At 62.8% G+C, this 12,261-nt stretch carries 10 protein-coding genes; 8 read left to right on the top strand and 2 right to left on the bottom strand.

Annotated features, from left to right (window positions below):
- Positions 1-30: 30 nt before the first annotated feature.
- The 7 genes from PQR54_RS34470 to PQR54_RS34440 all read left to right on the top strand — a co-directional run bounded on the left by PQR54_RS34470 (position 31) and on the right by PQR54_RS34440 (position 8,548).
- Positions 31-1,380 carry an NAD(P)-dependent oxidoreductase gene (locus tag PQR54_RS34470; protein ID WP_408253602.1) on the top strand — a complete coding sequence of 450 codons (1,350 nt, stop codon included), beginning with the start codon at positions 31-33 and terminating at the stop codon, positions 1,378-1,380.
- Between the two features lie 73 nt (positions 1,381-1,453).
- Positions 1,454-2,788 (top strand): NAD-dependent dihydropyrimidine dehydrogenase subunit PreA, encoded by a 1,335-nt coding sequence (preA, locus tag PQR54_RS34465; RefSeq protein WP_408253599.1) that lies wholly within the window; start codon positions 1,454-1,456, stop codon positions 2,786-2,788.
- Between the two features lie 123 nt (positions 2,789-2,911).
- A complete protein-coding gene (locus PQR54_RS34460; protein ID WP_106279294.1) occupies positions 2,912-4,423 on the top strand; it encodes an NCS1 family nucleobase:cation symporter-1 in 1,512 nt (503 codons plus the stop codon).
- Between the two features lie 67 nt (positions 4,424-4,490).
- Positions 4,491-5,942: a dihydropyrimidinase gene (gene hydA, locus PQR54_RS34455; RefSeq protein WP_408253596.1), complete on the top strand. Its 1,452-nt coding sequence runs from the start codon at positions 4,491-4,493 to the stop codon at positions 5,940-5,942.
- Between the two features lie 356 nt (positions 5,943-6,298).
- Positions 6,299-7,081, top strand: a complete 783-nt coding sequence (locus tag PQR54_RS34450; protein WP_408253594.1) for an amino acid ABC transporter substrate-binding protein — start codon at positions 6,299-6,301, stop codon at positions 7,079-7,081.
- 22 nt (positions 7,082-7,103) lie between these two features.
- Positions 7,104-7,781 carry an amino acid ABC transporter permease gene (locus tag PQR54_RS34445; RefSeq protein WP_106279299.1) on the top strand — a complete coding sequence of 226 codons (678 nt, stop codon included), beginning with the start codon at positions 7,104-7,106 and terminating at the stop codon, positions 7,779-7,781.
- On the top strand, positions 7,781-8,548 hold the full coding sequence (locus PQR54_RS34440; RefSeq protein ID WP_408253591.1) for an amino acid ABC transporter ATP-binding protein: 768 nt from the start codon (positions 7,781-7,783) through the stop codon (positions 8,546-8,548). Before PQR54_RS34445 ends, PQR54_RS34440 begins: the two co-directional genes overlap by 1 nt.
- 122 nt (positions 8,549-8,670) lie before the next feature.
- Here PQR54_RS34440 and leuA read toward each other — a convergent pair whose 3' ends face one another.
- On the bottom strand, positions 8,671-10,389 hold the full coding sequence (gene leuA, locus PQR54_RS34435) for a 2-isopropylmalate synthase (protein WP_408253589.1): 1,719 nt from the start codon (positions 10,387-10,389) through the stop codon (positions 8,671-8,673).
- A gap of 276 nt (positions 10,390-10,665) precedes the next feature.
- The gene (locus tag PQR54_RS34430; RefSeq protein WP_408253586.1) at positions 10,666-11,556 is read right to left on the bottom strand and encodes a class I SAM-dependent methyltransferase; all 891 of its coding nucleotides are present in this window, start codon (positions 11,554-11,556) and stop codon (positions 10,666-10,668) included.
- A 276-nt stretch (positions 11,557-11,832) separates the two neighbouring features.
- Here PQR54_RS34430 and PQR54_RS34425 point away from each other — a divergent pair, with 276 nt between their 5' ends.
- Entirely contained in the window at positions 11,833-12,162 is a 330-nt protein-coding gene (locus PQR54_RS34425) for a hypothetical protein (protein ID WP_408253584.1), read from the top strand.
- Positions 12,163-12,261 lie beyond the last annotated feature (99 nt).

Below are 12,261 nucleotides of genomic sequence, written 5' to 3'. Positions count from 1 at the left end.
CTACGTCCTCACATCGAAGAAGGAACGAGTATGGCCATCAAGCAAACCGGCGACATTGCCGCTCAGCGGCTATCGCCCGAGCAGCTCTCGTGCGAGTTCTCCGACATCGCGCCCTTGCTCGACGCAAGCGCCGCAGCCGCGGCGGCGAGCCGCTGCCACTATTGTTACGACGCGCCGTGCGTGAACGCCTGCCCGACGCAGATCGACATTCCCAGCTTCATTCGCAAGATCAGCAACGGCAATCTGAAGGGCGCGGCAGTGGATATTCTGTCGGCCAACCCGCTGGGCGGCATGTGCTCGCGCGTCTGCCCGACGGAGATTCTGTGCGAAGGCGCGTGCGTGCGGAACCATCAGGATGCGAAGCCGGTGGCCATCGGCGCGCTGCAACGTCATGCGACGGATTGGGCAATGGCGCGCGGCGAGGTGCTCTTCAAACGCGCGGCCGAAACCGGACGGCATGTCGCGGTGGTCGGCGCAGGTCCGGCGGGACTTGCCTGTGCGCATCGGCTCGCTCTGGCGGGCCACAATGTGACGATTTACGACGCTCACGAAAAAGCCGGTGGCCTGAACGAATACGGTATCGCCGCCTATAAAACCGTCGACGACTTTGCGCAGCGTGAAGTGGAGTGGCTGTGTTCGGTCGGCGGCATCGAGATCAAACACGGCGTGGCGCTCGGACGTGACGTCGACCTCGACACGCTGCGCAAGCAAAACGACGCCGTGTTTCTCGCGATCGGCCTCACCGGCGTGCGGGCGCTTGCGATGGACGACGAAGACTTGGGCGGCGTGATGAACGCGGTGGACTTCATCGAGCAGGTGCGCAGCGCGAGCGATCTCGGCACGGTGCCGGTGGGCCGTCGCGTGGTTGTAATCGGCGGCGGCAATACGGCGGTGGACGCTGCCGTGCAAAGCCGCAAGCTCGGCGCGACCTCGGTGACGATGGTGTACCGGCGCGGCGTCGAAGCGATGAGCGCGACCTGGGCGGAGCGCGACTTCGCGCAGACCAGCGGCGTCACGCTCGTCACGCATGCCACGCCGATGCGTCTGATCGGCGACGGCGGCGTGGTGACAGGTGTCGAATTCGCGCGTACGTCGAGAGAGGGTGGAGAGGAGCGCTTCGTGGTCGAAGCCGACATGGTGCTCAAGGCGATCGGGCAAACGCTGGTGGCGGTCGGCATCGAGCGTGAGTTGCTGACGTTGGACGGCAGCCGTATCGCGGTCGATGCGAATGGCCAGACCTCGCTGGCGAACGTGTGGGCCGGCGGCGATTGCGCGGCCACTGGCGGCATCGACCTCACGGTGCAAGCGGTGCAGGACGGCAAGATCGCCGCTGCCGCGATCGATGCGCAATTCGCCCGCACAGCGGTGAAGGCCGCCTGAAGCGAAGCGAATCGAGCCAAGCCAAACCAAGCGTCATACCAGACAAAAAACAGCAGTCCCCAAGGAGCCGAACATGGCCGATCTGCGCTGTACGATTGCCGGCATCACTTCGCCGAATCCTTTCTGGCTTGCCTCCGCGCCGCCGACCGACAAAGCCTATAACGTCAACCGCGCCTTCGAGGCGGGCTGGGGCGGCGTGGTGTGGAAAACGCTCGGCCTCGACCCGCACGTGGTGAACGTCAGCTCGCGCTATGGCGCGGTGCAATGGAACGGCCAGCGCATGGCCGGCCTGAACAACATCGAACTGATCACCGATCGTCCGCTCGACGTGAATCTGAAAGAGATCACGCAAGTCAAACGCGACTGGCCGGACCGCGCGATGATCGTCTCGCTGATGGTGCCGTGCAACGAACGCGACTGGAAGTGGATTCTGCCGCTCGTCGAAGACACCGGTGCGGATGCGGTCGAATTGAATTTCGGCTGCCCGCACGGCATGAGCGAACGCGGCATGGGCGCGGCGGTTGGCCAGGTGCCCGAGTATGTCGAGATGGTCACGCGTTGGGTCAAGGAAGGCACCAAGTTGCCGTGCCTCGTCAAGCTCACGCCGAACATCAGTGACATTCGAACGGGTTCGCGCGCGGCCTACAAGGGCGGCGCGGACGGCGTGTCGCTGATCAACACGATCAACTCGATCGTCGCCGTCGATCTCGATGCGATGTCGCCGTTGCCGATGGTCGACGGCAAGGGCACGCACGGCGGCTATTGCGGCCCGGCCGTGAAGCCGATCGCGCTGAACATGGTCGCGGAAATCGCGCGCGATGTGGAAACGCCGAATCTACCGATCTCCGGCATCGGCGGGATTTCGACATGGCGCGACGCCGCGGAATTCATGGTGCTCGGCGCAGGCAGCGTGCAGGTCTGCACGGCGGCGATGCACTACGGATTCCGTATCGTTTCCGACCTGACCGACGGCCTCTCCAACTGGATGGACGAAAAAGGCTACGCGACACTCGACGATATTCGCGGGCGCGCCGTGCAGAACGTCACCGACTGGAAGTACCTCAACCTCAAATACGATATCAAGGCGCGCATCGACCAGGACAAGTGCATCCAGTGCGGCCTGTGCCATATCGCCTGCGAGGACACGGCTCACCAGGCCATCATGAAAGAAAAAGATGGCGTCCGGCATTTTGAAGTGATGGACTCCGAATGTGTCGGCTGCAATCTGTGCATGCACGTGTGTCCGGTCGAGCAGTGCATCTCGATGGAGCGCGTGGACAACGGCGAATACGCGAACTGGACCACGCATCCGAACAATCCGGCGCGCGTGGACGCAGGCGCGAGCGCATCGGCGGACGCGCCTGAAACCGCCGAGCACGCCCACGCTCACGCGGCAAAAACCGCCTGAAACAGGACGTGGTTGAAGCAAACTGAAACAAACGCAGCGCTAGTACTGAACCTGTCATTCCCCAAAGGCCCGACGCGCCGATAGAAGCCGCGCGGGCCTCAACGATCGAGTGGAGAGCTCTAGATGAAGCAGACAGCGCAACCCGCCGACCCGCAGTTCGCGGCCGGCGTGCAGGGCAGCAGTCTTTACAACGACGATCTTGCGCCGACCGGCGTCGCGCAGCGCACGTGGAAGTGGTATCACTTCGCCGCGCTGTGGGTGGGCATGGTGATGAACATCGCGTCGTACATGCTCGCCGCCGGCTTGACGGAAGAGGGCATGTCGCCGTGGCAAGCCGTGGCGACCGTGCTGCTCGGCAACCTGATCGTGCTGGTGCCGATGCTGCTGATCGGCCACGCGGGCGCGAAGCACGGCATTCCGTACGCGGTGCTGGTGCGCTCTTCGTTCGGCACGCAAGGCGCCAAATTACCGGCGATGTTGCGCGCCATTGTTGCGTGCGGCTGGTATGGGATTCAGACGTGGCTTGGCGGCAGCGCGATCTATACGCTGCTCAACATTCTCACCGGCAACGCGCTGCACGGCGCGGCTTTGCCGTTTCTCGACATCTCGCTCGCGCAACTCGCGTGTTTCCTGGTGTTCTGGGCGTTGCAGATTTACTTCATCGTGCACGGCACCGATTCGATCCGCTGGCTCGAAAGCTGGTCCGCGCCGATCAAGATCGTGATGTGCATTGCGCTGGTGTGGTGGGCGACTTCGAAAGCGGGCGGTCTGGGTTCGATGTTGTCGGCGCCGTCGCAATTCGTGCCGGGCGGCAAGAAAGAAGGCCTGTTCTGGGCCACGTTCTGGCCGGGACTCACGGCCATGGTCGGTTTCTGGGCCACGCTTGCGCTGAATATCCCCGACTTCACGCGCTTTGCAAGAACGCAGCGCGATCAGATCATCGGCCAGTCGGTCGGCTTGCCGGTGCCGATGGCCTTGCTCTCGGTGATCTCGGTGGTGGTCACGTCGGCGACCGTGGTGATCTACGGCAAGGCAATCTGGGATCCGATCGATCTGACGAGCCGCATGACCGGCATCGGCGTGGGCGTCGCGCTGATCATCCTGACGCTCGACACCATGTGCTGCAATCTCGCGGCAAATCTCGTCGGCCCCGCTTATGATTTTTCGAGCCTGTGGCCCAAGGGCATTTCGTATCGCGTGGGCGGCATGATTACCGCGACCATCGCGATCGTGATGATGCCGTGGAAGATTCTCGCCACCACGCAAGGTTATATTTTTACGTGGCTGGTCGGTTACTCGGCGCTGCTCGGTCCTGTAGCGGGCATTCTGATGGTCGACTATTTCCTGATCCGCGGCACACGGCTCGATACGCGTGAACTGTTCGACGAACACGGCGAATACAGCTACACCGGCGGCTGGAATATCGGCGCGGTGGTCGCGCTCGTGATCGGCGTGCTGCCGAATCTGCCGGGCTTTTTGCACACCGCATTTCCGGCCTCGTTCCCGAACGTGCCGGCGATCTTCAATACGCTCTATACGTATGCGTGGTTCGTCGGACTCGCGTTGGCGTCGATCGTATATAGCGCGTGGATGAAGCTGAGTAAAGGACCGAGTGCGCGCGTCGCCAGTGCATAGAGGCACGCGCACGAGCACCAATGAATTACGTAGCACCGAAACCAGCAGTTCATAAGGAGGCGGCAACATGACGACCCTGATTCGCGGCGGCACGATTATCGACGCGGAGAACACGTATCGTGCGGACGTGTTGTGTGCGGACCCGCAGGACGGCGGCACGATCCTGCAGATCGGAGCGGACCTGGAGGCGCCCGCCGGCGCCACGATCGTCGATGCGGGCGGGCAGTACGTAATGCCCGGCGGCATCGATCCGCACACGCATATGGAATTGCCGTTCATGGGCACCACGGCGAGCGACGATTTCTACACGGGCACGGCGGCGGGTTTGTCGGGCGGCACCACGAGCATCATCGACTTCGTGATTCCGAGCCCGAAGCAGCCGCTGATGGACGCCTTCAAGGAATGGCGCGGCTGGGCCGAGAAAGCGTCTTCGGATTATGGCTTTCACGTCGCGGTGACGTGGTGGGACGACTCGGTCTATCGCGACATGGGCACGCTGGTGCACGAACACGGCGTGTCGAGCTTCAAGCACTTCATGGCCTACAAGAACGCCATCATGGCCGACGACGAAGTGCTGGTGAACAGTTTCTCGCGCTCGCTCGAACTCGGCGCGCTGCCGACCGTGCATGCGGAAAACGGCGAGCTGGTGTTTCAATTGCAGCGTCAATTGCTGGCGAAAGGCTTTACCGGTCCGGAGGCGCATCCGTTGTCGCGGCCGCCCGAAGTGGAGGGCGAGGCCGCCAATCGCGCGATTCGGATCGCGCAGGTGCTGGGCGTGCCGGTGTATATCGTGCACGTATCCTCGAAAGACGCGGTCGATGCGATCGCACGAGCCCGCAGCGAAGGTCTGCGCGTGTTCGGCGAGGTGTTGCCGGGCCATCTGGTGATCGACGAAGCGGTGTATCGCGATCCCGACTGGACCCGCGCGGCGGCCCACGTGATGAGCCCGCCGTTCCGCTCGGCGGAGCATCGCGAGGCATTGTGGCGCGGTTTGCAAGCCGGCCAGTTGCACACCACGGCCACCGATCACTGCGTGTTCTGCGCGTCGCAGAAAGCCATGGGACGCGACGACTTCACGAAGATCCCGAACGGCTGCGGCGGCGTGGAAGACCGCATGGCGGTGCTCTGGCATCACGGTGTGAATTCGGGGCGTCTCACGCCGAACGAGTTCGTGCGCATTACGTCGACCAATGCCGCGCAGATCTTCAACCTGTATCCACGCAAGGGCGCGGTGCGGGTCGGCGCGGACGCCGACCTCGTGGTGTGGGATCCGAACGCGAGCAAAACGATTTCGGTGAAGACGCATCATCAGAAGGGCGACTTCAACGTGTTCGAAGGCATGACGGTGCAAGGCGTGGCGATGCATACGCTCACGCGCGGCGCGCTCGCCTGGACCGACGGCGAGTTGCGGGCGGAGCGCGGCGCCGGCCGCTATCTGAAACGTCCGCCGAACGGCGCCTACTTCGACGCGATTCGCGTGGCCAACAAGCGCAAGGAACCGCATCCGGTGGAGCGGTAAGCCTTTCGCAAACCGACGGGCGGCGCCGTTTTCAAACGCGGCGCCGCCCGTCTTTTTCCTGCCGCGCGTTCGCCGCGGCGAGACCTCTCGCGTTTTCCCCGATGGCGCGCGGCATAGGTTCCGTGTTGCGATGCATCCCGCGTCTGTCCTATCTGCTGTAGAGTTGGAATCCACGTCATACCAGAGGCCACGGCTGTTCACTTAGCACGCAAGCGCATATCGATCGAAAACCTGATCCTTTGTAAAAACGCAGGCCGTTTGCTACAGTCCGCCCACTCTGCCCGGCGCAAACGCCGGCGGGGACTGTCCAACACAAGACTCAGCCACCGACGTGGCACATTTGACGGAGCCGCCTGATGAAATCGATTCGTTCCATTCTGCTGATCGCGTTGTTCCAGGCCGTGGCCGCGAGCTCCGCATTCGCCGCCGACGAACTCGCGCAGATCAAATCCGCCGGCGTGTTCAAGATCGGCACCGAAGGCACCTATGCGCCGTTCACGTACCACGACGAATCAGGCAAGCTGACCGGTTTCGACGTGGAGATCGGCACGGAGATCGCCAAGCGTCTCGGCGTCAAGCCGCAATTCGTCGAAGGCAAATGGGACGGTCTGATTGCCGGCCTCGATGTGAACCGTTACGACGCGGTGATCAACGAAGTGGCCGTGACCGACGCGCGCAAGGCCAAATACGATTTCTCCGACCCGTACATCACGTCGCACGCGGCGCTGATCGTGGCGTCGAACAACACCACGATCAAGAACTTCGACGACCTGAAGGGCAAGAAGTCGGCCAATACGCTGACCAGCAACTTCGGCAAGATCGCGGCCGCGCACGGCGCGGAAGTGATCCCCGTGCAGGGCTTCAATGAGTCGATCGATCTGCTGACCTCGGGCCGCGTCGACGCCACCGTCAACGACTCGCTGTCGTTTCTCGACTTCAAGAAGCACAAGCCGGACGCGAAAGTGAAGATCGCCGCGCTCGATACGTCGGCCGACAGCAGCGACAAGTCCGCAGTGCTGATTCGCAAAGGCAGCCCGGAATTGCAGGCCGCGATCAACAAGGCGCTCGCCGACATCAAGAAAGACGGCACCTACGCGAAGATCTCGCAGAAGTATTTCGGCAAAGACGTCTCCCAGTAAACGCCTTCCGCGAGTCTGAATCATGCCGGCATGGTTGCATCTGATGGCGCAGTCGCTGTGGCCCCTGCTGTATGCGGGGCTCGTGTTTACCGTGCCGCTCACGCTGATCTCGTTCGCGATCGGGCTCGCGCTGGCGTTTCTCGTCGCGCTGGTCCGCCTGTTCGGACCGAAGTGGGCGGTGGCGGTCGTGCGCTTCTATGTGTGGCTGTTTCGCGGCTCGCCGTTGCTCGTGCAACTGTTCGTGATCTTCTACGGCTTGCCGAACGTGGGCATCGTGCTCGATCCGTTGACGGCGGCGATCATCGGCTTTTCGCTGAACGTCGGCGCGTATAACTCCGAAGTGATACGCGGCGTGATCGAGTCGATCCCGAAAGGGCAGTGGGAAGCGGCGTATTCGATGGGGATGACGCGCGAGCAGGCCCTGCGTCGCGCGATCCTGCCGCAAGCCGCGCGCGTGGCATTGCCGCCGTTGTCCAATTCGTTTATCGCGCTGGTGAAGGACACCTCGCTCGCCGCGGTGCTGACCGTGCCCGAGGTGTTCCAGGCGGCGCAGCGGATCGCGTCGGTGACTTACGAGCCGCTGATTCTGTACACGGAAGCCGCGCTGGTTTATCTGGTGTTCAGTTCGGTGTTGTCGTCGGCGCAAGTCAGACTCGAGCGCAAGTTCGGGCGCCACGCACTTTTCCAGGCAGGCAACTGATGATCCGACTGGAAAAAATCGACAAGTATTTCGGCGGCCAGAAGGTGCTCAACTCGGTCGATCTGCAACTCGCCTCGGGTAATGTCACTGCGTTGATCGGTCCGTCGGGCAGCGGCAAGAGCACGCTGTTGCGTTGCGTGAATCTGCTCGAGATTCCCGAGTCCGGTTCGCTCGAACTCGGCGATCAGCGGCTGGAGTTCAGCCGCGACCACCGGCCTTCGCGCGAAGCGGTGCTGACGATCCGCCGCCGCACCGGCATGGTGTTTCAGAATTTCCAGCTGTTCCCGCATCTGACGGTGCGGCAGAACGTGATGGAAGGCTTGCTGACCGTACAGAAGTGGGACAAGGACAAGGCACGGATTCGCGCCGACGAATTGCTGGAGAAGGTCGGCATCGCGCACAAAGCGGATGCGTGGCCTTCCACACTGTCCGGCGGCCAGCAGCAGCGTGTGGCGATTGCGCGGGCATTGGCGCCGTCGCCGGAAGTGCTGTTGTGCGATGAGCCGACCTCGGCGCTCGACCCCGGTCTCGCCGCCGAAGTGGTGGAGGTGCTCAAGCAACTCGCCGTTGAAGGCATGACCATGCTGATGGCCACGCACGACTTGCGGCTCGCCGCGACGATCGCGCGTGATGTGGTGTTTCTGAATAACGGCGTGGTGGTGGAAGCCGGGCCGTCGCGCGAGATATTTATGCAGCCGCGAGCGCCGGAAACCGAGCGTTTCGTTTCGACGTTGACGCATAGTCTGCCGGATGAGTGGACTCAATGACGCGGGCCTGAAAGGCAGTTACGCGACACTGCGGCCGTGCGGCGGGATAAAAAAAGGGGGCGTCGTCAGAACGCCCCCTTCGCACATAACCGCTACACATTTCTCACTGACTGCAGAGACCCTTAAACGCCCACGCTCTCCGTGGCATCGTTCATCGCGGCGTCGAAGAAACTCTCCTGCGCCTGCGCATTGACTCGTGCATAAGCGCGATTCACCCCGCTGATCACCGCGCGAATCGACGCCGTCACCAGATTGGCGTCGATGCCGACGCCGAACGCGCTGCCGGTCACATCGGCGCCGGCCATTTCGGCCACCGCCACCGCGCGGGCATCCGCACCCTGCGTCAACGCGCGTTCTTCATAGTGCTGAATCCGCACCGGCACGCCGATCGCGTGCATCAACGCGTCGAGCGGGCCATTGCCTTCGCCGGTCAACACGCGCCGCGTGCCGTTGATCTCGACCGTCAGTTTGATGCGCTCGCGTCCTTCACGCTCGGACAGGCTGTGGCCCACGTAATGAATCGGCGCCGTGGTCTGCACGTATTCCTGCTGGAACAATTCCCAGATCTGCGCGGACGTGACTTCCTGGCCGCTGTCGTCGGTGAAGCGCTGCACGGCCGAGCTGAAGTCCACTTGCAAGCGGCGCGGCAACACGACGCCGTAGCCCTGTTCGAGCAGATACGCGATGCCGCCCTTGCCCGACTGGCTGTTCACGCGAATCACCGAATCGTAGGTGCGGCCGAGATCGGCCGGATCGATCGGCATGTAGGGCACTTCCCAGACCGCGTCCGGTTTCTGCACCGCGAAACCCTTCTTGATCGCGTCCTGATGCGAGCCCGAGAATGCCGTGAACACCAGATCGCCGACATACGGATGACGCGGATGGATCGGCAACTGCGTGCATTCTTCAGCGGTACGCGCGACTTCGTTGATGTTCGAGAAGTCGAGGCCCGGATCGACGCCCTGCGTGTACAGGTTCAATGCAAGCGTCACGAGGTCCACGTTGCCGGTGCGCTCGCCGTTGCCGAACAAACAGCCTTCGATACGATCCGCGCCGGCCATCACGGCGAGTTCAGCCGCGGCCACGGCGGTGCCGCGATCGTTATGCGGATGCACGGAGATGATCAGCGAATCGCGGCGCGCGAGATTGCGGTGCATCCACTCGATCTGGTCCGCGTAGATGTTCGGCGTGGACATTTCGACGGTGGCCGGCAAGTTGACGATGGCTTTGTGTTCCGGCGTCGGTTGCCAGACGTCGAACACGGCGTCGCAGACTTCCTTTGCGAATTCGATTTCAGTGCCGCTGAACACTTCCGGGCTGTACTGGAACGTGAACTGCGTTTCCGGCATGGTGGCGGCGATGCGCTTCATTGTGCGTGCTGCGTTTTGCGCCAGTTCCTTCACGCCGCTCTTTTCCAGATTGAAGACGATCTTGCGGAATTCCGGCGCGGTCGCGTTGTACAGGTGGACGATGGCGCGCGGTACGCCACGCAAGGATTCGAAGGTGCGCTCGATCAGGTCGTCGCGCGCCTGGGTCAGGACTTCGATGGTGACGTCGTCGGGGATGTGGCCGCCTTCGATCAACTCACGCACGAAATTGAAGTCGGTCTGCGAAGCGGACGGAAACGCGACTTCGATTTCCTTGAAGCCGATCTGCACCAGCGTCTTGAACATGCGCATTTTGCGCTGCGCGTCCATCGGTTCGAACAGCGACTGATTGCCGTCGCGCAGGTCGGTGCTCATCCAGATCGGCGGGTGCGTGATGGTGCGCGACGGCCACTGGCGATCCGTCAAGGTGACGGGCTTGAACGAGCGATACTTGGTAGCGGGGTTCTTCAACATTTTCATCATCCGTGGGTGAGACCAGGTAGCTGGGAGTCGACCGGACGACGAAAGACATGACGAGGCGCCGGTCGAAAACCGGGGCTGGGTCAGTTACTGGGGAATTTTGCGGTGCTTCGGGTAATTCAGATGGAAGCGCGCGGCAGCAGACCTAGCCCGGTAGAGGGGGCTAGTAGTAGCGATAGGATGGTCTGGGCGCGGTACATAGTGCGCAATAGGACCATATTATTGGGACGGCGTCAAGCGCCGTCCCTGCCGTTTCCTGATGGCGCCAGATCAGTGCGCCGCTTTAACGAAGCGCAAGGTCATGCGGTCCGATTCGCCGATCGCCGCATATTTCGCCCGGTCGACGTCGCCGCCCTGGAAGGTAGGCGGCAGTGACCAGACGCCGTTTGGATAATTCTTGGTGTCGCGCGGGTTAGCGTTCACTTCGCTCTTGCCGGCCAGTTCGAAGCCGGCCGCGCGCGCGTGTTCGATCACGTAGTCCTCCGTCACGTAGCCGGTGTCGATGGTCTGTTGCAGCGAGGTGCCCGGCGCCGCGCGATGTTCCTCGACACCGAGCACACCGCCCGGCTTGAGCGCCGCGTAGAACGCGCGCAGGTTGGCGTCGATCTGGCCGTCCTTGATCCAGTTATGGATGTTGCGGAAGGTCAGCACCTCGTCGATGCTGGCATCGGCCGGAAAACCGCTGAACTGGCCGGCGTGCAGCGTGCCGACCACGACATGGCCGTACACGGTGGGCGTGGCCGCCAGCTTGCGCGCAAATGCGGCCCGATTGGCCTGCGCCTCCGCCGATGGCGCATTCTGCGGGCCGTCGTACTGCGCCTCGTAGAGCTTGCCGTGGTCGCGCAGATACGGCGCGAGGATATCCGTGTACCAGCCGCCGCCCGGTTCGATCTCCAGCACGCTTTGCGAGGGCGCAAGTTCGAAGAATTGCAGCGTTTCTTTCGGATGGCGGTAGATGTCGCGGGCGCGGGCCTTCTCGCCGCGTTGCGGTCCGGAAATCGCGGCATCGAGCAGCGCCGGACTGGACGATGCGGAAGTCGAAGTGGAAGTCGAGGCCGATGGGCCGGCGCAGGCCGCCAGCAGCAGCGTTGCGGTGAGCGTCGCGAGCGTGGCGCGCAGCGTGCGAGCCTGAAGTTTGGGTCGTGGGTTCATGACGTCCATTATCGGGCGCGATCGCGCGGGAAGGAAATCGGTAATCGGCATAAGGATAGGCGCTTGCCGGGTTTTGCGCGGCGGTCGCCGCAACCGCAGCCGCAGCCGGAATAAAAGACCGTGCCCAACGGTTTGCCTATTGACGCGGCACGTCCTGAAGGTCGCCGAATCCGAAGCGCGGCGTGGCGCGTATAAATGGTGTGGTCAGCGTTAGCCGTCGCGTGCCGGCTTGTTGTGTGCCGGGCGTGACTTGATCCCTTTCATTTCATTTTGCCGGAGGCAGGTATGAAACGAACATCGACGATGTTGCAGGTAGGGCGGGTTTTACTGTGCGCGGCCGCATGCGCGATCGCCGCGCAGGCGGGCGCGCAGGGTCTGAGCCCGCAGGACGACATGAACGCGCCGCAAAACAGCACGCGGTTGATGCCGAACGCGGCGCGAGGCAGCGAATATCCGACGCACGGCAACCAGCAGGCAGGGGAAATGAACCTGAATCCGACCGACCCGCGCGCGCAACTGGTCAACGGTTTGCCGAATCACACCAATTCCGGCGGTTATGGTTCGCCGCTCGCCGGTGTGCGCACCTACGTGCAACCGCCAACGCCGTCGAATTGAGCGGACGCGCGGACGACGGTCGTGCCGCATCGCGCGCTGAACAGCAGCGCATCCCTGCACGGACTGTTTTGTTCAATTCAATTGAGCTTCTTTCAGGCG

Source organism: Paraburkholderia phytofirmans (genome assembly GCF_046028095.1).
In the GTDB taxonomy this organism is placed as follows: domain Bacteria; phylum Pseudomonadota; class Gammaproteobacteria; order Burkholderiales; family Burkholderiaceae; genus Paraburkholderia; species Paraburkholderia phytofirmans_A.
This window is presented reverse-complemented; position numbering and strand designations above follow the sequence as displayed.